Source organism: Prescottella equi, assembly GCF_020171745.1.
In the GTDB taxonomy this organism is placed as follows: Bacteria; Actinomycetota; Actinomycetes; order Mycobacteriales; family Mycobacteriaceae; genus Prescottella; species Prescottella equi_A.
The window spans coordinates 162477-187457 of record NZ_JAIVAH010000012.1; the positions used below are offsets into that span (position 1 = coordinate 162477).

Annotated in this window: 26 protein-coding genes; 15 read left to right on the forward strand and 11 right to left on the reverse strand. The window is 68.5% G+C overall.

What is annotated here, in order from left to right:
* Window positions 1-335: 335 nt before the first annotated feature.
* The 3 genes from aceA to metE all read left to right on the forward strand — a co-directional run bounded on the left by aceA (window position 336) and on the right by metE (window position 5016).
* Window positions 336-1625 (forward strand): isocitrate lyase, encoded by a 1290-nt coding sequence (aceA, locus tag LCL87_RS09495; protein WP_225018995.1) that lies wholly within the window; start codon window positions 336-338, stop codon window positions 1623-1625.
* Window positions 1626-1715: 90 nt separating this feature from the next.
* Window positions 1716-2612 carry a 3-hydroxybutyryl-CoA dehydrogenase gene (locus LCL87_RS09500; RefSeq protein ID WP_225018997.1) on the forward strand — a complete coding sequence of 299 codons (897 nt, stop codon included), beginning with the start codon at window positions 1716-1718 and terminating at the stop codon, window positions 2610-2612.
* A gap of 115 nt (window positions 2613-2727) precedes the next feature.
* The gene (gene metE, locus LCL87_RS09505) at window positions 2728-5016 is read left to right on the forward strand and encodes a 5-methyltetrahydropteroyltriglutamate--homocysteine S-methyltransferase (protein ID WP_225018999.1); all 2289 of its coding nucleotides are present in this window, start codon (window positions 2728-2730) and stop codon (window positions 5014-5016) included.
* A gap of 76 nt (window positions 5017-5092) precedes the next feature.
* Here metE and LCL87_RS09510 read toward each other — a convergent pair whose 3' ends face one another.
* On the reverse strand, window positions 5093-6631 hold the full coding sequence (locus LCL87_RS09510) for an endoglycoceramidase I (protein WP_225019001.1): 1539 nt from the start codon (window positions 6629-6631) through the stop codon (window positions 5093-5095).
* Between the two features lie 185 nt (window positions 6632-6816).
* On the opposite strand from LCL87_RS09510, the gene LCL87_RS09515 reads away from it, so the two are divergent.
* Together LCL87_RS09515 and LCL87_RS09520 are read left to right on the forward strand one after the other, a co-directional pair.
* Window positions 6817-7863: an NAD(P)-dependent alcohol dehydrogenase gene (locus LCL87_RS09515; protein ID WP_225019003.1), complete on the forward strand. Its 1047-nt coding sequence runs from the start codon at window positions 6817-6819 to the stop codon at window positions 7861-7863.
* A 160-nt stretch (window positions 7864-8023) separates the two neighbouring features.
* Complete coding sequence (locus LCL87_RS09520; RefSeq protein WP_225019005.1) at window positions 8024-8245, forward strand: hypothetical protein; 222 nt, start codon at window positions 8024-8026, stop codon at window positions 8243-8245.
* A 15-nt stretch (window positions 8246-8260) separates the two neighbouring features.
* Here the strand turns inward: LCL87_RS09520 and LCL87_RS09525 are convergent, their stop codons facing one another.
* The 4 genes from LCL87_RS09525 to LCL87_RS09540 all read right to left on the reverse strand — a co-directional run bounded on the left by LCL87_RS09525 (window position 8261) and on the right by LCL87_RS09540 (window position 11765).
* Window positions 8261-9121 (reverse strand): polyphosphate kinase 2 family protein, encoded by an 861-nt coding sequence (locus tag LCL87_RS09525; RefSeq protein WP_225019007.1) that lies wholly within the window; start codon window positions 9119-9121, stop codon window positions 8261-8263.
* A gap of 40 nt (window positions 9122-9161) precedes the next feature.
* Window positions 9162-10535: an ABC1 kinase family protein gene (locus tag LCL87_RS09530; protein WP_225019009.1), complete on the reverse strand. Its 1374-nt coding sequence runs from the start codon at window positions 10533-10535 to the stop codon at window positions 9162-9164.
* 74 nt (window positions 10536-10609) lie between these two features.
* Window positions 10610-10960: a DUF4873 domain-containing protein gene (locus tag LCL87_RS09535; RefSeq protein ID WP_225019010.1), complete on the reverse strand. Its 351-nt coding sequence runs from the start codon at window positions 10958-10960 to the stop codon at window positions 10610-10612.
* 40 nt (window positions 10961-11000) lie between these two features.
* Window positions 11001-11765, reverse strand: a complete 765-nt coding sequence (locus LCL87_RS09540; protein WP_225019012.1) for a TetR/AcrR family transcriptional regulator — start codon at window positions 11763-11765, stop codon at window positions 11001-11003.
* A 222-nt stretch (window positions 11766-11987) separates the two neighbouring features.
* On the opposite strand from LCL87_RS09540, the gene LCL87_RS09545 reads away from it, so the two are divergent.
* The 7 genes from LCL87_RS09545 to LCL87_RS09575 all read left to right on the forward strand — a co-directional run bounded on the left by LCL87_RS09545 (window position 11988) and on the right by LCL87_RS09575 (window position 17998).
* Window positions 11988-13199 carry a DUF445 domain-containing protein gene (locus LCL87_RS09545; RefSeq protein ID WP_225019259.1) on the forward strand — a complete coding sequence of 404 codons (1212 nt, stop codon included), beginning with the start codon at window positions 11988-11990 and terminating at the stop codon, window positions 13197-13199.
* A 101-nt stretch (window positions 13200-13300) separates the two neighbouring features.
* Window positions 13301-13768: a helix-turn-helix domain-containing protein gene (locus tag LCL87_RS09550; protein WP_225019014.1), complete on the forward strand. Its 468-nt coding sequence runs from the start codon at window positions 13301-13303 to the stop codon at window positions 13766-13768.
* Window positions 13765-14610, forward strand: a complete 846-nt coding sequence (locus LCL87_RS09555; RefSeq protein WP_225019017.1) for a heparin-binding hemagglutinin — start codon at window positions 13765-13767, stop codon at window positions 14608-14610. Before LCL87_RS09550 ends, LCL87_RS09555 begins: the two co-directional genes overlap by 4 nt.
* 97 nt (window positions 14611-14707) lie before the next feature.
* On the forward strand, window positions 14708-15001 hold the full coding sequence (locus LCL87_RS09560) for a DUF2516 family protein (protein ID WP_005518016.1): 294 nt from the start codon (window positions 14708-14710) through the stop codon (window positions 14999-15001).
* Window positions 15002-15146: 145 nt separating this feature from the next.
* The gene (locus LCL87_RS09565) at window positions 15147-16079 is read left to right on the forward strand and encodes an AurF N-oxygenase family protein (protein WP_225019019.1); all 933 of its coding nucleotides are present in this window, start codon (window positions 15147-15149) and stop codon (window positions 16077-16079) included.
* Window positions 16080-16168: 89 nt separating this feature from the next.
* On the forward strand, window positions 16169-16927 hold the full coding sequence (locus tag LCL87_RS09570; protein ID WP_225019021.1) for a MerR family transcriptional regulator: 759 nt from the start codon (window positions 16169-16171) through the stop codon (window positions 16925-16927).
* Window positions 16928-16954: 27 nt separating this feature from the next.
* Window positions 16955-17998, forward strand: a complete 1044-nt coding sequence (locus LCL87_RS09575) for an alpha/beta fold hydrolase (RefSeq protein ID WP_225019023.1) — start codon at window positions 16955-16957, stop codon at window positions 17996-17998.
* 6 nt (window positions 17999-18004) lie between these two features.
* Here LCL87_RS09575 and purU read toward each other — a convergent pair whose 3' ends face one another.
* Window positions 18005-18892 (reverse strand): formyltetrahydrofolate deformylase, encoded by an 888-nt coding sequence (gene purU, locus LCL87_RS09580; RefSeq protein ID WP_225019024.1) that lies wholly within the window; start codon window positions 18890-18892, stop codon window positions 18005-18007.
* A gap of 18 nt (window positions 18893-18910) precedes the next feature.
* Window positions 18911-19753, reverse strand: coding sequence for a class I SAM-dependent methyltransferase (locus tag LCL87_RS09585; protein ID WP_225019027.1), 843 nt, complete (start codon window positions 19751-19753; stop codon window positions 18911-18913).
* A gap of 37 nt (window positions 19754-19790) precedes the next feature.
* On the opposite strand from LCL87_RS09585, the gene deoC reads away from it, so the two are divergent.
* Window positions 19791-20471, forward strand: a complete 681-nt coding sequence (gene deoC / locus LCL87_RS09590) for a deoxyribose-phosphate aldolase (RefSeq protein WP_225019029.1) — start codon at window positions 19791-19793, stop codon at window positions 20469-20471.
* Window positions 20472-20478: 7 nt separating this feature from the next.
* On the opposite strand, the gene LCL87_RS09595 is transcribed toward deoC, so the two are convergent.
* A complete protein-coding gene (locus LCL87_RS09595; protein ID WP_225019261.1) occupies window positions 20479-21216 on the reverse strand; it encodes an LmeA family phospholipid-binding protein in 738 nt (245 codons plus the stop codon).
* A gap of 152 nt (window positions 21217-21368) precedes the next feature.
* Here LCL87_RS09595 and LCL87_RS09600 point away from each other — a divergent pair, with 152 nt between their 5' ends.
* Window positions 21369-21980 (forward strand): type IV toxin-antitoxin system AbiEi family antitoxin domain-containing protein, encoded by a 612-nt coding sequence (locus tag LCL87_RS09600; protein ID WP_225019031.1) that lies wholly within the window; start codon window positions 21369-21371, stop codon window positions 21978-21980.
* A 7-nt stretch (window positions 21981-21987) separates the two neighbouring features.
* Here the strand turns inward: LCL87_RS09600 and LCL87_RS09605 are convergent, their stop codons facing one another.
* The 3 genes from LCL87_RS09605 to LCL87_RS09615 are packed head-to-tail and all read right to left on the reverse strand — an operon-like array spanning window position 21988 to window position 23822.
* Window positions 21988-22767: an O-methyltransferase gene (locus LCL87_RS09605; RefSeq protein WP_225019033.1), complete on the reverse strand. Its 780-nt coding sequence runs from the start codon at window positions 22765-22767 to the stop codon at window positions 21988-21990.
* A 5-nt stretch (window positions 22768-22772) separates the two neighbouring features.
* A complete protein-coding gene (locus tag LCL87_RS09610) occupies window positions 22773-23273 on the reverse strand; it encodes a DUF2505 domain-containing protein (RefSeq protein WP_225019035.1) in 501 nt (166 codons plus the stop codon).
* Window positions 23274-23318: 45 nt separating this feature from the next.
* The gene (locus LCL87_RS09615; RefSeq protein ID WP_225019037.1) at window positions 23319-23822 is read right to left on the reverse strand and encodes a DUF2505 domain-containing protein; all 504 of its coding nucleotides are present in this window, start codon (window positions 23820-23822) and stop codon (window positions 23319-23321) included.
* A gap of 23 nt (window positions 23823-23845) precedes the next feature.
* Here LCL87_RS09615 and LCL87_RS09620 point away from each other — a divergent pair, with 23 nt between their 5' ends.
* Complete coding sequence (locus LCL87_RS09620; RefSeq protein ID WP_510850729.1) at window positions 23846-24940, forward strand: UDP-N-acetylmuramate dehydrogenase; 1095 nt, start codon at window positions 23846-23848, stop codon at window positions 24938-24940.
* The last annotated feature ends 41 nt before the right edge of the window (window positions 24941-24981 follow it).

Consider the following 24981-nt stretch of genomic DNA (forward strand, 5'->3'; position numbering starts at 1 on the left):
CGGCCCGGTGAGGGGGCCTCCCGGATCGGGTGTCCGACGTGTCCAACTTCACCTCGCGGCACCCTGTCCGGTTTTCGCGCTAACCCCGAGGTGAAGGCCTACTTGCGGGTAACTTTCCTTGCTACTCGCGGGTAACCCAAGCAACTGCTTGGCTGTGCAGAAATTAGCAAGCTTTGCAGATTGAATTGAAAAGCTAGCGAAGATTGGCATTAGCAACAGGTAGACGGCGGTTTTCGGCTGTGCCATTCTCGGTTTGTACATCCGAACGGCCTGGCAACGATGTGAAGCAGTACATCCGTACCGGTCGCAGCAGCAGAGAAGAAGTGGAGCTTTCGATGTCGACCACCGGCACCCCGAGGACCGCAGAGCAGATCCAGCAGGATTGGGACACCAACCCCCGCTGGAAGGGCGTCACGCGCAACTACACGGCCGAGCAGGTCGTCAAGCTGCAGGGCACCGTCGTCGAGGAGGCCACCCTCGCTCGCCGCGGTTCGGAGATCCTCTGGGATCTCGTCAACAACGAGGACTACATCAACTCGCTCGGTGCGCTCACCGGCAACCAGGCCGTCCAGCAGGTCCGCGCGGGCCTCAAGGCCATCTACCTCTCCGGCTGGCAGGTCGCCGGTGACGCCAACCTCTCCGGCCACACCTACCCGGACCAGTCGCTGTACCCGGCCAACTCGGTTCCGCAGGTCGTCCGCCGCATCAACAACGCGCTGCTGCGCGCCGACGAGATCGCCAAGGTCGAGGGCGACACCTCGGTCGACAACTGGCTCGCCCCGATCGTCGCCGACGGTGAGGCCGGCTTCGGTGGCGCCCTCAACGTCTACGAGCTGCAGAAGGCCATGATCGCGGCCGGCGTCGCCGGTTCGCACTGGGAGGACCAGCTCGCGTCGGAGAAGAAGTGCGGCCACCTCGGTGGCAAGGTGCTCATCCCCACCCAGCAGCACATCCGCACCCTGACCTCGGCTCGCCTCGCGGCCGACGTCGCCGACGTCCCGACGGTCGTCATCGCCCGCACCGACGCCGAGGCCGCCACGCTGCTGACCTCCGACGTCGACGAGCGTGACCGCGAGTTCCTCGACGGCACCCGCACCGCCGAGGGCTTCTACGGCGTCAAGAACGGCATCGAGCCCTGCATCGCCCGCGCCAAGGCCTACGCCCCGTACTCCGACCTCATCTGGATGGAGACCGGTGTGCCGGACCTCGAGGTCGCGAAGAAGTTCGCCGAGGCCGTCCGCAGCGAGTTCCCGGACCAGCTCCTGGCCTACAACTGCTCGCCGTCCTTCAACTGGAAGGCGCACCTGGACGACGCGACCATCGCGAAGTTCCAGAAGGAGCTCGGCGCGATGGGCTTCAAGTTCCAGTTCATCACCCTGGCCGGCTTCCACTCGCTCAACTACGGCATGTTCGACCTGGCTCACGGCTACGCCCGCGAGGGCATGACCGCCTTCGTCGACCTGCAGGAGCGCGAGTTCAAGGCTGCCGAGGAGCGCGGCTTCACCGCCATCAAGCACCAGCGTGAGGTCGGCGCCGGCTACTTCGACAGCATCGCCACCACCGTCGACCCCAACACCTCGACGGCGGCCCTCAAGGGCTCCACCGAAGAGGGCCAGTTCCACTAGGCCTCTCGACCACTCGGGAGGGATCGGCGGGGTGTCCTCCGCGCTGATCCCTCCCGGGTAACCCGACCTCCACTTCGAAAAGGAGCTGACGTGACCAGCGAAAAGATTCAGCGCGTCGGCGTGATCGGCGCCGGCATCATGGGTTCCGGAATCGCCGAGGTGTGCGCCCGCGCGCACGTCGACGTGCTGGTGTTCGAGCAGACCCGCGAACTTGCGGCGGCGGGGCGTTCGCGCATCCTCCGCTCGCTCGATCGCGGCGTGAGCAGTGGCAAGATCACCGAACGCGAGCGGGAGCAGGCAGCCTGGCGGTTGCGCTTCACCTCCGATCTCGGCGACTTCGCCGACCGGCAGCTCGTAGTGGAGGCCGTCGTCGAGGACGAGAAGATCAAGAGCGAGATCTTCACCGAACTCGATTCGATCGTGACGGATCCGGACGCGGTGCTCGCATCGAACACGTCCTCGATCCCGATCATGAAGCTGGGCATTGCGACCAAGGCGCCGGAGCGCGTGATCGGCATGCACTTCTTCAACCCGGTGCCCGTCCTCCCGCTCGTGGAACTGGTCACCACGCTCAAGACCAGCCCCGCGGTGTCGGCGCGAGCGGAGGCCTTCGCGAGTGAAGTGCTGGGCAAGCAGGTCGTGCGGTCGGCGGACCGGTCCGGTTTCGTCGTCAATGCCCTGCTCGTGCCGTACCTGCTCTCCGCGATCCGCATGGTGGAGTCGGGTTTCGCCACCAAGGAAGACGTCGACAAGGCGATGGTGCTCGGATGTGCGCACCCGATGGGTCCGCTCGCGCTGACCGATCTGGTGGGACTTGACACCGTCAAGTCGATCGCCGACTCGATGTACGAGGAGTTCAAGGAGCCGCTGTACTCGGCCCCGCCACTGCTGCTGCGGATGGTCGAGGCAGGGCTCGTCGGCAAGAAGTCGGGAGCCGGCTTCTACGAATACGCCGACAACGGCCGTGCTACCAAGAAGGCTAGCTAGACAGCACTTTACGGCAACACCAGCCAGCTCCTCGGCGCCCGTGTGTCTTCTCCGCACCCTCGGCAGCGGACAAGGCGCACGGGCGCGAGGCGCTTGAAGGGAAAGGTCGATCCGCATGTCCGCCGCAAACACCGCCGGGTACGGATCCAGCGTCCTCGGATACCCCCGCATCGGGCCCCGTCGTGAACTCAAGCGGGCACTCGAGGCCTACTGGCACGGCACCGGCTCCAAGTCCGAACTCGTCTCCGTCGCACACGAACTGCAGGAGCAGACGTGGAACGAGTTGGCCGCCACCGGGTTGACCCAGGTTCCCGGCAACACCTTCTCGTACTACGACCACGTGCTCGACAACGCACTGTTGTTCGGCGCTGTCCCCGAACGGTTCACGCCGCTCGAGAGCGAACTCGATCCGCTCGACTTCTACTTCACGATGGCTCGCGGCCGGCCCGACTTCCCGCCGCTCGAGCTGGTGCGCTTCTTCGGCACCAACTACTACTACCGTCAGCCCGAGCTGTCGGAGACCACGACGTTCGAACTGCATTCGGAGACACTGCTCGACGAGTTCGAACGCGCCAAGGCCCGCGGCATCGAACTGCGTCCGGTGGTCCTCGGTCCGCTGTCGCTGCTGTTGCTGTCGAAGATCGCGCCGGGGTCCACGCAGGAGGGTTTCGCGACACTCGATCTGCTCGACCGGCTGCTGCCCGAGTACGAGAAGCTGTTCGCGCAGCTCGCCAAGGCCGGCGCCACCTGTATCCAGCTGGACGAGCCGTGCTTCACCGAGGACCGCACCCCGGAGGAACTCGCGGCCCTCGGCCGCGCGTACGAGGACCTCGCGCACGCACCGCTGCGCCCACGCATCCTCGTCACCGGACCGTACGGGTCGCTCGGGGAGGCGCTGCCGATCCTGGCCGCGACCCCCGTCGAGGCGCTCGGCCTGGACCTGGTCAACGGGCGCATCACCGCCGAGGAACTGGCCAAGGTGCCCGGTATCCGCCGCAAGCGGATCTACGCCGGCATCGTCGACGGCCGCAACGTGTGGCGCGTCGACCGGTTCAACACCCTCACCTATCTCAACAAGATCAAGGACGTCACCCCCGACCTGGTCGTCTCGACGACGTGCTCGCTGCTGCACGTCCCGTACGACGTGCTCATGGAGTACGACATGCCGGGCGACGTCGCGGACCGGCTCGCCTTCGCGAAACAGAAGGTGGGCGAGGTGGTCTCGCTCGCCAAAGCCCTCACCGAGGGGCCGTCGGAGCGGTGGCGCAAGAAGCCGACGTCGGTGCACTTCAAGCAGAAGCACGACGTCCGCGCGCGGGTCAACGCGATCACGCCCGAGGACCGCGTGCGCGCACCGTACGAGGAGCGCCGGATCGCGCAGCAGGCGCGGCTGAACCTGCCGCCCGTGCCGGCGACGACGCTCGGATCCTTCCCGCAGACGAACGAGATCCGCCAGGCCCGATACGAACTGGGGCAGGGGCGACTCGACTGGGACGAGTACTGCAAGCGGATCCAGGACGAGATCGCGAAGACGATCGCGTTGCAGGAGGACATCGGCCTGGACGTGTTCGTCCACGGCGAGCACGAGCGCAACGACATGGTGCAGTACTTCGCGGAACTGCTCGAGGGCTACGCGTTCACCCACAACGGCTGGGTGCAGGCGTACGGCTCGCGGTGCACCCGCCCGCCGGTGCTCTACGGCGACATTCGTCGTCCCAAGCCGATGACGGTCGAGTGGATCACGTACGCGCAGTCGCTCACCGACAAGCCGGTCAAGGGCATGCTCACCGGCCCGGTCACGATGCTGGCACGCTCGTTCGTGCGTCAGGATCAGCCGCTGCACGAGACCGCCGACCAGTTGGCGCTCGCCATCCGCGACGAGATCGCGGACCTCGAGGCCGCCGGCATCGCGATCATCCAGGTCGACGAGCCGTCGGTCCGGGAACTGTTGCCGCTGAGGGAGACCGGTCGCAAGGAGTATCTGGACTGGGCGGTCGACGCGTTCCGTCTCGCGACGGGTGGGGCCAAGCCGGCGACCCAGATCCATACGCACCTGACCTACTCGGGTCAGCGATCGGTCGTGGAGGCGATCGAGCGACTCGACGCCGACGTCACCGCGATCGTCGCGACCCGGTCGATCAGCTGGGTGCTCGAGGCCCTCAAGGAGAAGACGCTCACGCACGGCGTCGGACCCGGTGTGTACGAGAGCCGTTCGGCACGGATCCCGGACATCGACGAACTCGACGCCCTGCTCACCGAGGCCGCCGAGTCCGTGGATCTCGACCGGCTGTGGGCCAACCCCGACGGCGGGCTCAAGACCCGCCACTACTGGCAGCTCGAGCCGTCGCTGCGCAACCTCGTTGCAGCGGCTCGGCGTTTGCGGCGGCGTGCCGCGCAGGGGTAGGCACGCCGACCCTTGCGGCACACCGGGAGCGGATCGTCTGCGGATCCGCTCCCGGTGTGCTGTGTTTCAGGGAGTGTTAGGACCCCGAGCTGCTCAGCGATCCGCTGCTGCCGAGTGATCCGGAGCTGCCCGAACTTCCGGAGCTACCCGAGCTACCCGACGAACTTGTCTCGATCGGTCCGTCCGGCACCTCGGCGCCCGCCGAGCCCGGACGGTTGATCTTCACGGTGACCGGGCCGCTGCCGTCGGCGACGACGGTGACGATCCGGGCGCCCGCCGCCGACGTGACCTGGCCGCCGTCGACCTGCGCGGTGTAGCCGTCCGGGTAGTGCAGATCCGACACGAAGATCTCGGTGGGCTTCGTCGACGCCCGCGGCGTGTAGCGGTAGGCGAAGTCGCCGTTCTCGGCGTCGAAGATCATGCGTCCGGGCTCGCCGGCCGTGGCCTGCGGATACGTGCGCACGAGCTGGCGTCCCACGTCGCCGAGGAAGGGATCGGTGGTGTTGCCGGCGCCGAAATGCCAGTACTGCCAGCCGATGAACCGTTCGTCGGCGCGCGCGAGCGTGTTCCTCAGCACCGTCGGATCGCCGTCGCCGAACTCGGTGACCACGGTCGGGATGTTCGCGCGCTCGGTGAGTGCATCGATGTTGGACCACGTCAGGTCCTGCTGCGGAACACACAGCGAGCGCAGCGCCTGCGGCAGCCCGAGATAGATCGCGAGCTGGCTGGGGATGCAGTAGTCGTGCGGCGCGAAGACGACGTCAGAGGTGGTGAGCGAGGGTGTCTTCGGAGGATTGAACAGGTTCGACGGCATCATCTGGTTCCACGTGACGTTGGGCTCCCAGTACACCGGGACCGTCGGGTTCTGCGCGCGGACCGCGTCTGCCAGCTTCTGCATCGCGGCCTGGTACGTGCGGTCGAAGTCCGGGCAGCCGTTCGGGAAGCAGGACAGGAACCGCGACCCGGGCCACGGCTCGTTCAGGAGCTCGATGCCCATCACACCAGGCTTGCCCTCGACCCGCGCCGCGAGTGCCCCGAGCGCGGTGCCGAGGTAGTCGAGTGCGCCGTGCGTGTTGTTCCACACCTCGTCCCAGCCCGCGTTCAGGCTGGGCATCAGGTAGTAGAGCGGGAAGCCGGGGTTCGGCTCCCACGCCCGCGGCCGGGACTCGATAGACCACGCGGGGAAGCCGTTGCCGCCCCAAGGTTTCGAGAGCCCGTCCTGGTGGTTGTCGAGTAGGACGTGGATACCGCGGGCGGTCAGGGCGTCGACCACGCCGGTGAGCCGGTCGAGGTACGCCTCGTCGATCTGTCCACGCTCGGGCATCAAGGCGTCGAACGACGTGCCGAGTCGGACGGTGTTGAAGCCGTGCCCGACGAGGATGTCGATGTCCTGTGGCGTGAGGGTCTGGCCCGCGGGCAGGTACGGCGCATCCTTGTCGACGTTGTTGACGCCGTGCAGCAGCACGGTGCGGCCGTAGCCGTCGATCAGCTCGGTGCCGTCGGCGCGCAGCGCCGTGATCGGGGTGGGCGGTGGCGCCGCTGCTGCCGTGGTGGGCAGCGCGACGAGCGAGAAGGCGGCGATCGCGGCGGCGAGCGCGACACGGTGTTTACCCATTCGATCCCTCGGTTCGCGTCGGGTGAGCAAGATCCGGGCGGAGATGTGGACATGTGTTCAGTTGCGGCGATGCTAGGCGGACGAATGGCGCGTGCGGGCGATTTCGGGTGGATCGGTCCGATTCGTCCGTGCAGGTTGCAGGGGGTGCGTTGCGTGTGTTCCCGGGTACCGGGTAGGCATGGGGGATGCTCAACGCCTCCGCCTCCGCCTACGCGGCGCCCTCCGCCGACGCACCCCTCGAGAAGACCACCATCGAACGCCGTGACGTCGGCCCGCGCGACGTCCTCATCGAGATCAAGTACGCCGGCATCTGCCACTCCGACATCCACACCGCGCGCAACGAGTGGGGTGGTACCTCGTACCCCGTGGTTCCGGGCCACGAGATCGCCGGCATCGTCGCGCAGGTCGGTTCCGACGTCTCGAAGCACGCGGTCGGCGATCGTGTGGGCGTCGGGTGCTTCGTCGACTCGTGCCGCACGTGCGCCAGCTGCGAGGCCGGTGAGGAGCAGTACTGCGAGAACGGTGTCGTCGACACCTACAACACCGTGGGTCGCGACGGAAAGATCACGGCCGGTGGGTATTCCACGCACATCGTGGTCGACGAGGACTTCGTGCTGTCCATCCCGGACGGACTCGCGCTGGACGTCGCGGCGCCGCTGCTGTGCGCGGGCATCACGCTGTACTCGCCGCTCGCGCACTGGGGCGCCGGCCCCGGCAAGAAGGTCGCGATCGTCGGCATGGGCGGACTCGGCCACGTCGGCGTCAAGATCGCACACGCGATGGGCGCCGAGGTGACCGTGCTCAGCCAGACGCTGAGCAAGAAGGACGACGGCCTGCGCTTCGGTGCCGACCACTACTACGCGACCGCCGAGAAGGAGACCTTCAAGGCGCTGCGCGGGCAGTTCGACCTGATCCTCAACACCGTCTCGGTGAACCTCGACATGGACCGCTACCTGTCGCTGCTCGCGGTCAACGGCACCCTCGTCGAACTGGGCCTGCCCGAGAACCCGATCAGCGTCCGCGGCTTCTCGCTGCTCAAGAACCGTCGCAGCCTCGCCGGATCGCTGGTCGGTGGCATCCCGCAGACCCAGGAGATGCTGAACTTCTGCGCCGAGCACGGCATCGGCGCGGAGATCGAGGTGATCCCCGCCGACCGGATCAACGACGCGTACGACCGCGTGGTCGCCAGCGACGTGCGCTACCGCTTCGTGATCGACGCGTCCACCTTCTGACGGACGACCCCGCTCCCGAACCGGCCTCCCGCGGACGCGATCGCGCGGGTGGTGGGTCGGTTCGGGAGCGCCGTCGACCGGTCGGTTTCTCGCGCACCACGTCGGTGCGGCGTAGCGTCGAAGCACGGACCTCTACGCCGACACGGAGGAGGGACAGCGAATGACTCTCAACGACTTCGCTGGTTGGGCCGGGTACGGACTGGCCCTGACGGGTATCGCCACACTCGGACTGTTCCTGGTCGCCGCGGGCGGCGGCTTCGCCGGATGGGCCGTGATCGCCGGACTGGTGTCACTGGCCGCACTCTCGGGTTCGGCCGCGATATTCGGTGGCGTCACCCATCACGATCACAAGGTGCACCACAGCACGCCGCACATGCTCTGACGTCGGCCGCGCGACTCAGGACCGCGCGAGTCGCTCCTTCTCGACCTCGATGTCGAACTCGGCCGGGGGCCAGTCCAGGTCGAGTCGGCGGAGCGCGTCGATCAACAGCTCGGTGACGGCAATTCGGCTGTACCACTTGCGATCACACGGGACCACGTACCACGGCGCGTGGTCCGTCGACGTCTTGTCGAGCATCGCCTGGTAGGCCTCCTGGTACTGCGGCCACAGCTTCCGCTCGGTGACGTCCCCCGGGTTGTATTTCCAGAACTTGTCGCGTCGCTCGAGGCGCTCGGCCAGACGCGCCTTCTGCTCGTCCAGCGACACGAACATCGCGACCTTCACGATGGTGGTGCCGTTGTGGACGAGTTCGCGCTCGAACTGGTTGATCTCCTCGTAGCGTCCGCCCCACACCTCGGGCGGGACGAGGTTGTGGACCCGGACGACGAGTACGTCCTCGTAGTGCGAGCGGTCGAACACCCCCAGCTGGCCACCGCGGGGGAGCGCCTTGTTGATCCGCCACAGATAGTGGTGACGCTTCTCCTCGGGAGTGGGCACCCCGAACGCGGCGTGGTCGACACCCTGCGGGTCGACGTGTCCGATGACGTGCCGGACCATCCCGCCCTTCCCCGCGGTGTCCATGCCCTGCAGGATCAGCAGTACCGAACGCTTGTCGCCCGAACGCCCGTTGGCGTACATCATCTCCTGCAACGACGACAGCACCGCGCCGCGTTCCTCGAGCAGTCGCTCGCCGTCGGCCTTGTTTCCGGTGAAACCCGGTGTCGCCTTGGGGTCGATCTTCGCGACCTTCGTGTGCGGCCCCGCGCGCAGCGCTTCGACGGCGGGGGTGGTCCACAGGTCGCTCGCGTCCGCAGGCATGGACTGAACTGTGCCACAACAGTTGCCGCCGAGGGGTGATTCAGCGGTCCGAACGCCAGCGGTCCTCGGCCACTCCGAGTTCCGTCGTCGGGGCGTCGCCGTACACCCACTCGCGGCCGATGCGGTGCCAGTTGGCGCTCGCGTCGAGCTGCCCCAGGACGCCGAAGGTGAGGAAGTCGGCCCGACGCGAGAACAGGTGCTCGGGCGGCAGGTTCTGACTCTTCATGCCCGAGAACTCCGACGCCCGCGGGTCGATCGCCAGCAGGAAGCCGGTGCTCGCCATCTCCGGGGTGATCGCGATCTCCTCGTCCACCAGGTTCCACTCGGCCGCGGCGTACACGTACTCGAGGCATTCGTCGGGCGTGACGTCGGCGTCGGCCGCGATGACGCCGCGGCGCACCAGCAGCGCGTACAGGTCGTCCTTGCGGCCCTCGGTTGCGGCGCGCAGGCACATCTTCTCGAACTCGACGTGCTCGGCGTCCATGCTGTTGAAGAGACCGAAGTCGACGAACGCGACCCGGCCGTCGGCGCCGAGCAGCACGTTGCCGGGATGCGGGTCGCCGCAGAACTCGTGATACCGGTACAGCGACCCGATGTAGAAGCGGAAGATGATCTCGCCGATGCGGTTTCGCTCGTCCTGGGGCAGCGCGCAGATGCTGGTGAACGGGGTGCCCTCGAAGAACTCGCTCACCAGCACCCGGCGGGTGCTCAGCTCCGGGATGCTGTCCGGAACCGCGATGAACGGATGGCCCGCGTACAGCCCGGCGATCTGATGCTGGGTGCGCGCCTCGCGCTCGTAGTCCAGCTCGCCCTCGAAGTTGAGCCGCAACTCGTTGAGCAGCCCGGGCGTCGACAGCGTCGGGACCGTCGACTTCCACACCTTGAGGAACATCGTCAGGTTCTTCATGTCGGCGCGGATCGCGGCATCGATCCCCGGGTACTGCACCTTGACCGCGACGTCCCGGCCGTCGTGCAGCCGGGCGCGGTACACCTGACCGATGGACGCCGCCGCGACGGGCTCGGAACCGAACTCTGCGAACACCTCGGAGATCGGACGGCCGTAGTCGGCCTCGATCACGCGGCGCATGGTCTCGAACGACGCCGTGGGCGCCTGGTCCCGCAGCGCGGCGAGCTTGCGCTGGAACTCCTCGCGATGAGCCTCCGGCACCAGGTCGAGATCGAGGATCGAGAGCATCTGGCCGAGCTTCATCGCGACGCCCTTCATGCTGCCCAGCACGGTCACGAGCTGGTCGGCGGCCGCGAGCACCGAGTTCTCCGCGATCCGGGCGCGCACCTCCTCGGAGCGCCCGATCATCGACACACGGGTGCCGGCGTTGCGGATCACGCGACCCGCCGCGACCTGCCCGAGCTTCGATCCGCGGACGAGGCGGGACGTGGGAACCTTGTCGGCCAACTAGACCTCCGGATGCGAGAAGCGACGAGGAAGTGCTGCAAGGTGTGCTCTGTGGCGAGGTGCCACACGTCACACTAGAGCAGTCCCTCGGTGTCCTCCATGACAGGAAACGGCGGCCGGGTGAGTCCGTCGACCATGTGGCTGCCCCACAGATCCAGCCCGCCGACGCGGGCGGTGCCGCTGCCGTCGGGCGTGGTGATGGTCAGTTCCGTGCCCGCGGGCGCGGCGTCCTCGCCGAGGGCCTGCGTCAACTCGCGGACACGGCCGCGCCACACGAACCGGCCGCTGATCGGCTCGAAGTTGCCCGACAGTTCGACGTCGACGATCACCGCGGGTTGCTGCCCGACGACCACGTGGGCCGGCCCGCGGTAGCCGTCGGGCTCGTCGTGTTCGTGCCCGTCGGCGTCGTCGGTGAAGTGAGTCACACCGCCACGATACCTGTTACCGCCGGTAACACAAGAGGGGTCAGGCGTCTGCGGTCGGCTCGTCGGACTCGGTGGCCTTCTCCAGCAACGGGTGCGGAACCGACTTGAACCGCGCCGGCGAACCGCTCGACGCCGCGATCCCGGAGATGCCGCCCCACGTCATCATCACGAGGTAGTCGATCAGGTCGTCCGTCGACATCGACTTGTTCGAGATCCACCAGTGCGTTGCGAGCTGCACCGCGCCGACGACGCCGTACGCCCACGGCACCGAACCGCCCGAGTCCATCCCCATGCCCCGCAGCCGCTCGCCGAGCACGGTCGCGAGCAACTCCGCGATCATCCGCTCCGAATCGGCCACGACGTCCCGGTTCGGCCCCGCGCTGTTGGCCATCACGTAGAGGTACACGTCCGGATCGGCCGCGACCGTCTCGACGTACGCAGAGATCGCGACCCGCGTCAGGTCGTATTCGTCGAGGTCCTCGCCGATCACGGCGTACATCCGGGGCGCCAGGATCGTCTCGACGTAGCGCATCATCGTCGCGCTCGTGAGGTCGTTCTTGTCGGTGAAGTAGCGGTACAGCACCGTCTTGGAGACGCCGATCTCCGACGCAATGTCGTCCATGCCGATGTCGCGACCCCGCGCACGGATGGCCGCGATCGTGCCGTCGACGAGTTCCTCGCGGCGCGCGATCTTGTGCTCGCGCCAGCGCCGCTTGCGCCCGTCGGGCTTCCCGGTCTCGGGACGGCTTTCTTCGGTTGTCTGCTCAAGATCTGCGCTTTGCTTCGGCACTACGTTTCGCCACATCCGTTCGAGGTTGAACCAGAAGGCCAGCTTAATGGGCCGGTGCCCTCGAGGTGATCTCTATCTCGGCAGTCGGGCCCGGTATTTGGGCACAATGTCGATGTGCAGCCTGTCCAGTCAGCTCAGTCGCCCGACCGCCCCCGGCCGCGACCGGCGCAACCGCCGTCGCCGTCGTCGTTCGCGGGCGTCTTCGACGATCCGGAGAAGCGTCGCGACCTGCGGAAGATGAAGATGATCGCGACCGGGTTCCTGGTGTTCGCGACCGTCGTCTACCTGTTCTGCCGCTGGCAGGAGTCCCGCGGCGCCGGTGCGTGGGTCGGCTACGTGCGGGCCGCGTCGGAGGCGGGCATGGTGGGCGCGCTGGCCGACTGGTTCGCGGTGACGGCGCTGTTCCGGCACCCCCTCGGCCTGAAGATTCCGCACACCGCGATCATCAAGCGGAAGAAGGACCAGCTCGGCGAGAGCCTCTCGAGCTTCGTCGGCGACAACTTCCTCGCCCCCGACGTCGTGTCCGCGAAGGTCGAGAACGCACAGATCCCACTGCGCGTCGGGACGTGGATGGCCGAGCCCGCCCACGCGCAGCGGGTGGCCGCGGAGACCGCGACGCTGCTGCGCGGCGTAGTCGAGGTCCTCAACGACGACGACGTCACCGCGATCATCGACAACACCATCGTCCGGCGGATCGCCGAACCGGATTGGGGCCCGCCGATCGGCAAGGTGCTGGCCGAACTGCTGCGCGAGAACCGGCAGATGCCGCTGCTGGACCTGCTCGCCGAGCGGGCGCACCAGTGGGCCCTGAACTCCCAGGAGACCATCGACCGGATCATCAGCCGGGACTCGCCGTCGTGGTCGCCCAAGTTCGTCGACTCGATGCTCGGCGAGAAGATCTACCGCGAACTCGTCGAGTTCACGTGGAAGGTGCGCTCGAACCCCGAGCACGAGGTGCGCCTCGCCGCCAACCGCTTCCTGATCGACTTCGCCGACGACCTGCAGAACGATCCCGCGACCATCGCGAAGGCCGAGTCGATCAAGGCCGAGATCATGGGCCGCGAGGAGATCACCGGCCTCGCCTCCGCCACGTGGCGCGTCGCCAAGCGCCTCATCATGGAGTCGGTCGACGACCCCGACAGCACGCTGCGCCGCAAGGTCGCCGAGAACGTCGTGGCGTTCGGTGAGCGGCTGCGCGACGACGACCAGATGCGCGCCAAGGTGGACGGCTGGCTGCTCTCCGGCACCCGATACGTCGCGGAGAACTACACCGACGAGATCACCGCCGTCATCACCGAGACCGTCCAGCGCTGGGACGCCGAGGAGGCGAGCCGCAAGATCGAACTCCAGGTGGGCCGGGATCTGCAGTTCATCCGGATCAACGGCACCGTCGTCGGCGCCCTCGCGGGCCTCGCGATCTACACGATTTCGCAGCTCATGTTCGGCTGATCTGCGTGGTTTCCGTTCGTGCTAGCAACTGCTAGCAAAGTGCTTGCAATTGTTAGCACCCTGTTCTACCGTGGGTTTCGCGTACAGAACAGGGAGTACTGATGGTCGACGAGCCCGACGACATGAGCAGTGCCGCCCGGGCGGTCAGTAACGCCGCCCAGGACATCGGCAGCTTCATCCGTTCACAGCGTGAGGCCGCGCAGGTTTCGATGCGGCAGCTCGCACAACTCGCCGGCGTCAGCAATCCCTATCTGAGTCAGATCGAACGTGGGCTGCGCAAGCCGTCCGCCGACGTCCTCGCTCAGATCGCGAAGGGTCTGCGGGTGTCGTCCGAGGTCCTGTACGTGCAGGCCGGGATTCTCGAACAACGCCCGCACAGCCCGGTCCGGGACGCTCTGCTGGCCGACGGTGCCATCACCGAACGGCAGAAGCAGGTGCTTCTCGAGATCTACGAGTCGTTCTGTCGTGAGAACGACCCGCACCAGTCCGAATCCGCCGATCAGGCCGACTCCTCGGACGAAGAAGAGCACGAGATCGCAGATCCACCTCGACAGGAGATCCGAGAATGACTGATCCGAAGATCGTCGACAACATCAAGACCCCGTTCTTTGCCGCCGTCGGCACCGGTGACCTGGTGGTCCAGGCCGTCGCGGACGTCGTGTCCCAGGTGCGCGCCCGCGCCGAGAACACCAACACCGACATGTCCGACCGCCTCGACGAGGCCCGCGAGCGCTGGGCCAACCTGCCCACCGAGGTGTCGGAGGGCGTCGAGCAGCTCCGCGAGCGTCTCGCCGCGCTGCCGTCCGAGCTGCCCGAGGAGCTCGCCGAGCTGCGCGAGCGCTTCACCGCGGAAGAGCTGCGCAAGGTTGCCGAGGCGTACCTGAAGGTCGCGTCCGACCTGTACGTCGCTCTCGCCGAGCGCGGCGAGGAGGCCGTCGAGCGCATCCGCAAGCAGCCGGCCGTCGAGGAGCAGCTGGGTCGCGCCGAGGCCGCCTTCGGCGATGCCGTGGAGCTCACCGAGGAGGCTCTGGGCACCGTGGCGCGTCAGACGCGTGAGCTCGGCGAGCAGGCCGCCAAGCTCGCGGGCCGCGCCGCCGGACGCATCAGCGACGTCGCCGACGAGGCCGCCGTGGTGCTGTCCGAGACCAGTGACAACGTCGCCAACCGTCTGTCGGAGACCGGCGACTCGGTTGCCAGCCGTGTCGTCGACGCCGGCGAGCGGGCGGAGGCCACCTCCGAGGCGGCCGCCGAGCGCGTCGAGGCCGCCGCCCCGAAGGCTCCCGCCGCGAAGCCGGCGACGCCCGCCAAGAAGGCCGCCCCCGCCAAGGCTCCCGCGGCAAAGGCCACTCCGGCCTCGGCTGCCAAGAAGGCCCCGGCCAAGAAGGCGCCCGCCAAGAAGGCCACCAACTGATCGGAAACGATCGCGTATCACCATCGGGGATCGGCCCCCGCGCAATTCGTTGCGCGGGGGCCTGCGCGCATCTCCGCCGGATTCGTAGGATGGAAACGTGTTCAACATTCACGGCGTCACCGGACTGATCCTCTTCGCGCTGCAATTGCTTGCACTGGCCGGCGCGGTCTTCGCGATCTTCCACGCGGCGCGGCAGCGCAAGGACGCGTTCACGGCCGTGGACAAGCTGAGCAAGCCGATCTGGCTCGGCATCCTCATCGCCTCGCTGCTGGTGGTGTTCCTCTTCGGCGCGGTGCACATGCTCGGCATCATCGCGGTGGTGGCGATCTGCGTGTACCTCGTCGACGTTCGTCCGCGCGTCGACGACATTCAGCGCGGTCCGCGCTGGTAACCGACCGCCGCTAGGCGCCCCGGCCCAACTGTTTACGAACAGTTACAGATAAACCTTGACAATGCTCATTGTGACGATGTTATCGTCGACATAGGCCCGAAATTGGGCATGACCTGCGTGAACACCAGTCGAGCAGGAGTTGACGATGTCGATCACTCATCGCGAGGCCGTCGAGGTTTCCCCCTCCCGTCACATGCGGGTGGGGGATCGGCAGGACACCGCCGCGCGTCTGCTCGCCTCCGCCGCCCGCAAGTCGTACGACCCGCTGGTCGAGGTCGACTGGGCGGCGCCCATCCCGTCCGATCGCTACGGCATGACCCCGGAATGGTGCAGCCTGTACGGCACCGAACTGTGGGAGCGGATGACCGAGGAACAGCGGATCACGCTCACCAAGCACGAGGCCGCGAGTGTCGCCGGCACCGGCATCTGGTTCGAGATGATCCTCATGCAGATGCTCCTGCGCGACATCTACGCACAGGACCCGGCCTCGCCACACGTCCAGTTCGCGCTCACCGAGATCGCCGACGAATGCCGGCACTCCACGATGTTCGCCCGCTCGGCGCAGCGCTTCGGCATTCCGTCGTACCGGCCCAAGCGGTGGATCCTCAACGCGGCCCGGCTGTTCAAGTCGACCGCGTCAGGGTCGCTCGCGTACGGCGGCACGCTGTTCGCCGAGGAGATCCTCGACATGATGCAGCGCGACTTCATGAAGGACGCGCGCGTCCAGCCCATCACCCGCACGGTGAGCAAGATCCACGTGCTCGAGGAGGCCCGGCACATCAAGTTCGCGCGCGAGGAGACGGTGCGACGGGTCAAGTCCCTGTCGCGCCCCAAGCTGGCGTACCAGCGTCTGGTGCTCGGGGCGACGGCGTACTTCATCGTCACGTGCCTGGTGAACGAGCAGGTGTACTCCGCCGCCGGACTCGACGTCGAGGAAGCCAAGAGGGCCGCGCGCAGCAACGTCCACTACCACGAGATGATCCGTGAAGGATCCCGCAAGACCGTCGAGTTCCTCGCCGAATGCGGGCTGATCGGAGGCCCGTCGAAGGTGCTCCTGCGCCGGGCGCACGTCATCTAGTGCCCACACTCACCGCGATAGAATTTCCCCCACCGTCGACCTCGCCGGAACCGCCGACGTCGTCGCGGTTCCTACGGGGAAGGCGGAACATGACGGAGTACCGCATCGACGACCTCGCGCGCGAGGCCGGCATGAGCGTGCGGAACGTTCGGGTCTACCAGGATCGGGGCCTGCTGCCGCCGCCGCGCAAGGAAGGCCGCGCGGGCTGGTACAACGAATCGCACCTGGCGCGCCTCAACCTCATCGGCCGGATGCTCGACCGCGGCTACACCTTCGCCACCATCAGCGAGCTGCTCACTGCCGCCCAGTACGGACTGCAGGTGCGCGACGTCCTCGAGACGGATGATCCGGGCGGACGGTGGAAGAAGTACCGCCGCGCGGCCAAGCTCACGCTGTCGGAGCTGCGCCGCATGTTCGGCGACCAGACCACCGAGGAGAACATCGCGCTGGGCACCCAGCTGGGGGTGCTCGCCAAGGCCGGCCAGGAGTACTCGGTCGCCAACCCCCGCCTGATGGAGGCCGCGCAGGTTCTCGTCGACGCCGGAATCCCGTTGGCGGACATCCTGGAACAGACCGAGGCGGTGCGGCGCGATCTCGGTGACGTCGCCGGACGCTTCGTCGAACTGGTGTCGGCACGCTATCTCGCCCCCGAGGGCGGCACGCTCGACCTCGACGAGGCGAAGGTCTCGGAAGTGGCGGCCCTGGTGAACCAGGTGCGCCCGCTCGCGTACGACGCGGTGCACGCGTTGTTCGCCGAGGCGATGGAGGAACAGATCTCGAAGGCGCTCGCGAAGGCCGCGAGCCAGCTCGAACAGATTGCGCCCGAGACGGACTCGCGCGCAGGCTAGCGAACTGCAAGCTGGAACAAAAGGGGAGTGGAAGTGGCTGTACGGAAGTCGCACAGGAAGCTGTGGACGGTGCTCGGGGTCGCGGGACTCGGTGCGCTGGCGGGTGTCGCTGTCGCGGCCCGATCGCGCAGCACCGAATCCGGTGACGGCGGCCGCGTCGGGCCGGACACCGAGGCCGAACTGTTCGCGACCCCGCGCCTCGAGCCCGAGATCATCCCCGTCGTCAGCGCCGACGGCGCCGAACTGCACGTGCGCGCCTACGGGTCGCCCGACGCCGATCCGATCGTGTTCAGCCACGGCTGGACCTGCTCGGCCGACTTCTGGAACCCGCAGGTCAACGCGCTCGCCGAGAAGTACCGCGTCATCACCTACGACCAGCGCGGGCACGGCCGCAGCGGCATCGGGGCCACCCCGCTGAGCCCCGACGTCCTGGCCGACGACCTGTCCGCCGTCCTCGCCGCGACGGTGCGGGACGGGAAGAAGGCGGAGATCGTCGGGCACAGCATGGGCGGCATGAGCATCGTCGCGTGGGCGGGCAAGTATCCCGAGGAGGTGGAGCGGTACGCGGATTCGGTGCTGCTGGCGAGCACCGGCACCGACAGCCTCGTCGCCGAGACCACGGTCATCCCGCTGCCGCAACGGTCCCCGCGGGTGCCCGTGCCGGTCGCCCGGGCCGTCCTCGGGTCGGCGATGCCGATGCCGTCGTCGCCGATGACCGCCCGGGCCATCAAGTACGTGGCCCTGGCACCCGGTTCGACGCCGGCCGAGGTGGCGTTCTGCGAGCGCATCGTCAGCGAGTGCCATCCCCGCACCCGCGGCGGGTGGGGCGCCGCGCTGAGCACCCTCGACATCAAGGACGGACTGCAGAACCTGACGGTGCCGACCACCGTCATGGTGGGCACCGCGGACCGGCTCACCCCGCCGTCGCACGCCCGCCGGGTCGCGCAGATCCTCGACGACGCCGAGCACCTCGAGCGGTTGGTCGTGCTCCGCGGGATCGGTCACATGACGTCGGTCGAGGCCGTCGCCGACTTCAACGCCGAGGTCGACCGGCTGCGCAGCCGGAACTGAGGCCCGTCAGCTGAAGACGACGGTCTTGCGGCCGTGCACCTGGACGCGATCCTCCAGGTGCCACCGCAGGCCGCGGGCCAGCACCAGCTTCTCGATGTCCCGTCCCTGCCGGACCATGTCCGACACCTGATCGGTGTGGTCGACTCGTATGACGTCCTGCTCGATGATCGGGCCCGCGTCGAGTTCGGCGGTCACGTAGTGGCACGTGGCGCCGATCAGCTTCACGCCGCGCGTGAATGCCTGGTGGTAGGGGCGGGCGCCGACGAACGACGGCAGGAAGCTGTGGTGGATGTTGATCGCGCGTCCGGCCCAGTGATCGCACAGCTCGGCCGGCAGTACCTGCATGAACCGGGCCAGCACCACGGCGTGCGGGTCGTGCACGTCGACGAGCTTGCGGACCTGCTCGAACGCCGGGCCGCGCTCGGCCGGGTCCTTGGGGAACGACACGTAGTGGAAGTCGACGCCGTGCCGCTTGGTGACGCGCTCGAGGTCCGGATGGTTGCCGATCACGGCGGCGATCTCGCACTGCAACTCGCCCGCGGCGACGCGGCCGAGGATGTCGTGCAGGCAGTGGCCTTCCTTGCTGACCAGCAGCACGACGCGCTTGCGCTCGCCGGTGTCGGTGAGCGTCCACTCGGTCTCGGGGCCGAGTTCCTCGGCGACGGCCGCGAACTTCTCGCGCATCTCGTCGAGGCTCAGGCTGATCGACGACGCCCGCACCGCCTGCCGGGTGAAGAACCAGCCGGTGTCGGCGTCGGCGTGGTACGCGGCCTCGACGATCCAGCCGCCGATCTCGGCGAGGAACGCGGAAATGCGGGCCACGATGCCGGTGCGGTCGGGGCAACCCAGAGACAGGACGTAACGACGGTCGTCGGTCGAGGCAGTCGAACTCATGCGCCCCAGTCTGTCAGGTCACGGAAAGCCGACAACCTTCGCCGTGCCGACGAGGGTCGTCGCGTCGACGGTGTGCAGCCCGCGGTCGGTGATCTGCGTCAGGAAATCGCGGCGCACCTGCGCGACCATGTCGGGGGACAGACCGGTCAGTGTGCCCCGCAGGCCGCTGCCGATAACAAAGCTCCAGCAGAACTCCTCGGTCGCCGGGATCAGGTTCGACAGCTCGTGCACCTCGACGTGCTCGGTCCCGGCGTCGGCGAGCCACCCGCGCAGCTTCTCGGGGGAGTCGAGCCGCTGCGCCGGCGCCATCTCGTGCGTTCGGTCGGGCAGCGGTTCGGGCTTGTGCGGCCCGAGCGCGGCGAGGAAGGCGGCGGCGAACTCACGCAGCGCGGTGTCGCGCCACGACGTGACCCCGACGGTGCCGCCGCGTCGCACCAGGCGGACCAGGCGGGTGAACGCCGCGTCCATCTCGGGCAGGAAGAACACGGCGTACGAACTGAGCAGCGCGTCGTACCCGGCGTCGGGGACCGTGCTCGGCGGCTCCCACGTGGTGGCGTCGGCGCACACGAACTCGATGTTGAGCAGCGCCCGGTCCGACGCCTTCACCCGGCCCCGCTCGAGCATCTCGTCGGACAGGTCGATCGCGTGCACCAGCCCGGTCGGCCCCACCGCCGCCGCGGCCGGCAGCGCCGACGCCCCGGTGCCGCTACCGACGTCGAGGACGGCGTCGCCCGGCCGCAGATCCGCCTGGAACGCGAGCGCCTGACCGGCCGGATTCCACACCTCCGGCGCGACCCGATCGAAGTCGACGGCGGCCGCGTCGAACGTCGCGGCGACCTCCTCGGCGTGTGGGCCTGCCATGGCACCGATGCTAGCGAGCTGTGCCAAGCTTCGAGGCATGTCCGAGACAGCGCGCAACCGCACCCGCGTCGCCGGGATGGTCGACCACACCCTGCTCAAACCGGAGGCGTCGGACGCCGACGCGCGAGCGCTCGTCGCGGAGGCCCGCGACCTGGGTGTCCTCGCGGTGTGCGTGTCGCCGTCGATGCTGCCGATGCGCGCGGCGGACCTCGGCGACCTGGTGCTCGCGACGGTCGTCGGCTTCCCGTCGGGCAAGCATCACTCGGTCGTGAAGGCGGCCGAGGCGCGGCTGGCCGTCGAACAGGGCGCGACCGAGATCGACATGGTGATCGACGTGGGCGCCGCCGTGGCCGGCGAATACAACGCGGTGCTCGCGGACGTCCTCGCGGTCCGTGAGGCGATCGGCCCGGACCCGGTGCTCAAGGTGATCATCGAGTCGGCCGCGCTGAGCGACGACGCGATCGTCGAGACGTGCCGGGCCGCCGAACAGGCGGGCGCGAACTTCGTCAAGACCTCCACCGGTTTCCATCCGGCGGGCGGCGCGAGTGCCCACGCGGTGCGGCTCATGGCGGAAACCGTCGGCGGACGGCTCGGCGTCAAGGCGAGCGGCGGCATCCGGACCGCGGACGCCGCGCTCGCGATGATCGATGCCGGCGCCACCAGGCTGGGACTGTCGGGCACCCGCACCGTGCTCGACGGGCTGCCCGACCAGTCCTGACCCAGCGTCAGATCAGGCTGCAGCCACTCTGCGCGTTGGGGTCGGCCGCCGGCATCACGTACTGACCGCCCTGCAGGTTCGCGTCGATGCCGCTGTCCGTCACGGTCAGCGACGTCGGCTCCATGCCGAGCGGGTACTGCTGCAAGCCGTCGGTGAGGGTCTGGACGATGCCGTCGACCAGCGCGGTCGGCAGCCCCAGCCCGAGGATCGCGGCGCTCACGGTCTGGACGTCGATCTTGCCGTCCTGCACCGTCGGGTGCACCGTCATGTCCGCGAAGCCGCCCACCGAGATCTTCAGGGTGCCGGCCGCGGGGTCGGCGGTCACCGCGCTGATCATCCCGCCCAGTGGCTGTGCCTGCAGCGTCGCGAGGATGCCGTCGGTGGACCAGCTGACGTCGGCGGACGAGCTGCCGATGGTGCCGCTGCTGTCGGCGGAGTCGGTGACGCGGATGTCGTTGGCGCGGGCGTGCACCTCCATGCCCTGCGCGGGACCGAACGCCGAGCCCTTGCTGTCGATCTCCACGTACGGAACGTTCTTGCCGGTCATCTGGAGCAGCACCGGCTTCCAGCTGAGGCTGACGTCGACGGGGGAGCCGAGCTGGCTCTCGAACTGCGACTCCATGCAGCTGGTCGCGCGCTGACGGAGGAACAGCTCGCCGCCGATCAACGCGACCACGAGGGCCGCGACCACGATGAGCGAGATCGTGACCGCCTTGCGCCGCTTGGGTTTCGGGGGCGTGGGCATCTGGGGTGCGTTCACTGGTGCCGACATGACAGTGATTCTTCCGGAAGACTCTGAACGGTTTCTGTGAAAGGGCCACGGCTTCGGACTCGGTATGGACACGAGCGATCCGAAAAGCTGTGATCCGGCCCACAGTGGCGCAGTAGGGTAACTGCATGGCGGGCTGGACAGATCCGCGACGTGAACCCGCTCCCGACACGGGAGAGGATCTCCGTCGTCTTGCGCTCCGGCAAGCGGGGTATTTCACGACCGGGCAGGCGCTGCGCCTCGGCTGCACTGCGGAGGACATCGGCGGCCGCCTGGCCGAGGGGTCCTGGTTGCGTATCGAACGGGATCTGTTCCGCCTGGCCTCGTTCCCGCGCAGCGACCTCGAGGAGTTCGCCAAGTGGTGCGCGTGGTTCGAGGGTGCCGCCGTCGTCTCCCACCAGAGCGCGGCCGAACTGCACGGCCTCGGCCACCTGCACCCCAGCTTCGTGCACCTGTCGACGCAGGCCAGCGCGCCCGCGCCCACCCGCCGCCTCGCGCTGCACCGCCGCGAGCTGCGCGCCCAGGACTACGAGGTGGTCGGTACGTTCGGAATCACCACGCCGCTGTGCACCGCCCTCGACCTCGCGACCGGCGGCATCGCGCAGGACCTGTTCGACGAGGTGGTGTGCGACGGCGTCGCGATCGGACGCATCGACCCGGAGAAGCTGCGGGCCGAGTGCATCGGGCGGCCGCAGCAGGTCGCCGAGCGCATCGAGCACGCGCTGGGGGCGTGCCAGTAGACGTCCGTCACCCGGCAGGCGCGACGTACTCCCACGGCACGGTGACGACGCAGTCCCGGATCCGCCGCCGCTGCGGGGTGACGGGCACCCCCAGGTCGGACAGCAGGCTCAGGGTTGCCCGCCACCGGACGCGCGGGCCGAACGGTGCCAGCCCGGCGGCGGTGGCCCACGCCCGGTCGGCGGTGGCGAGCAGGTCGTGGATCCGCTCGCCGGCGACGTTGCGGTGGATCAGGGCCTTGGGCAGGCGCTCGGCGATGTCGCTGGGGCGGTCGACGTCGAACGGATCCCAGGCCAGGGTCAGCGAGCGCGGGCCGTCCCGGTCGAGGAGCACCCACGCGCAGCGCCGGCCGAGTTCGTCGCACGTGCCGTCGACGATCAGTCCGCCCGGCGCGAGCCCGCTGCGGAGCCGTCCCCACGCGTCGTCGACGGCGTCCTCGGGGTACTGCCGCAGCACGTTGAACGCCCGGATCAGGGTCGGGCGCAGCCCGGCGAGTTCGAAGCCGCCGCGCGCGAAGGTGACCCCGTCGCGGCCCTCGACCACCCGCGCCGGATCGATCTCGAGCCCGACGACGCGGATGTCGGCGCGCACGGTCCGCAGTCGCGCGGCCATCTCCAGCGTGGTGACCGGCATCGCGCCGTAACCGAGGTCCACGACCAGCGGATCCGGGGCGTCACGCAGCATGCGGGTGACGACCGGACTGTGGACGAGCCAGCGGTCGCTGCGACGCAACCGATTGATTCCTGTGGTGCCGCGGGTGATGACGCCGACGGGTTTTCCTTCGCGCACGCCGGCTACTGCTGCGCGAGCCAGGACGCGGTGACCTCGGCCTCCGTGCGGAACAGGTCGACCAGATTCACCAGCATGAGCTGCTCGATCTTGCCGCCGACGAACGGGATGAACACCTTCGCCTCCGACGTCGTGCGCAGCGTGCACCCGGTGTCGGTGGTGAACAGTTCCATCGTCCCGGTCAGGCTGCCCGGGCCGCCCGGAATCGAGGCCTCGTACGTGCCGGTCACCGGCTCGCCGAACGCGGTGTACCGCTCCTTGCGGGTGATGATCAGGTCCTTCTTCATCACGGTCTGCGCGATGTCGGGCAGATCCTTGCGCGGCAGCACGTGGTGCAACACCAAATCGATCCCGTCGGCGGTCACCTCGAGCGATTCGACGTGGTTCTCGCTGTACTTGCGCATCTCTTCCATCCGGGCTTCCCAGTAGTCGGCGTCGCGCAGGGCGGCGTACACACGCTCGGCGGGATGCTCGAATCTGGCGGAGTAGTCGATGCGACGGGCCATGACCGGCAGATTACCGGCTGGTGGCCCGTCGGTTGGAGAAAGCGACTACCCGGCCTGCGCCACCCACTGCCCGGTGAAGTCCTCCTCGGCGTCGAGCAGTTCCAGCACCTGGCCGGCGATGACGGACTCGATCTTGCCGCCGATCAGCGGGATCTTCACCTCGACGTCACCGTTCATGACCAGCTCGGATCCGGTGCCGTCGGCGCTGAGCGTCATGGTGCCGCGCAGCTGGCCGGGGGCGCCCTCGACCTCCGCCGAGAACGCGCCCTGCGCGCGATCGCCCTGTAGCGGACCCCACGATTCGGTGCGCCGGATGATCAGGTCACCCGGCCGGATCGAGGTCACCACGGACGGCAGGTGCTCCGCCGGCACCGACTGCTTCAGCACGACGTCGATGGTGCCGTCGCCGACGGTCAGGCTCTCGAACGTCGCGCCGGGGCCTCCGACCTCCTTCAACCGGGCCTGCCAGTAGCCCTCGTCGGTGAGCGCGGCGTGCAGCGTCGCGACGGGACGGGGGTATTGCGCGGAATGCTCGATGTGTCGGGCCATGCCGGGCACGCTACCGTTTCCACGTGTTGGATCCACTCATCCGGGGGCGCCTCGAGCAGGCCGGTGCGCAGTTGTCCGAGCAGACGTCGTTGGCGACGCTGACGACCCTCCGCCTCGGCGGTCCCGCCGCCGTGCTCGCCGACTGCCCGACCACCGCGACCCTCGTCGACGTCGTCCGTGTCCTCGACGACGCGCGGGTCCCGACGCTGATCCTCGGCGGCGGCTCCAACCTGGTGATCTCCGACGACGGCTTCGACGGTGTCGTGGTCCGGGTCGCCGACGCCGGTGTCGAGCTCGGTGACGACACGGTGCTGGCGCAGGCGGGCGCGGTGTGGGACGACGTCGTCGCCAAGACCGTCGCCGCCGGACTCGGCGGCCTCGAGTGCCTGTCCGGAATCCCCGGGTCGGCCGGGGCGACGCCCGTGCAGAACGTCGGCGCGTACGGCGTCGAGGTGGGCTCGCTGCTGCGCCGCGTGCAGTTGCTCGACCGCACGACCGGCGAGGTGCGTTGGGTGGAGCCGTCCGAGCTCGGGCTCGGCTACCGCACCAGCGTCCTCAAGCACCGCGACGACGCGCTGGTCCTGGCCGTGGAGATGACCGTCCGACCCGACGGCTCGAGCGCGCCCCTCGGCTACCGCGAACTCGCGGCGGCGCTCGGCGCGCAGGAGGGCGAGCGCCGGCCCACCGGCGAGGTGCGCGACGTCGTGCTCGGCCTGCGCCGCGGCAAGGGCATGGTGCTCGACGCCGACGACCACGACACGTGGAGCGCGGGGTCGTTCTTCACCAATCCGGTGATTCCCGACACAAAGCTGCCCGCGGTGCTGGACGCGATCCGGGCGAAGGTCGGTGCGGACGTGCGGATCCCGCAGTTCCCCGGCGACGCCGGAACCAAGCTGTCGGCGGGCTGGCTCATCGAACGCGCCGGGTTCGGCAAGGGCTACCCGGGTGAGAATGCGCGGGTCCGCCTGTCCACCAAGCACACTCTGGCCCTGACGAACCGTGGGCAGGCCCGCACGAGTGACCTGGTCGACCTGGCCCGCACGGTCCGCGACGGCGTCGAGCGCGAGTTCGGGGTCCGTCTCGAACCGGAACCCGTCACCGTCGGCTGCACGATCTGACACGGTTCCGATCGTTCCCGGATCGTGGCCTGATCGCCGCT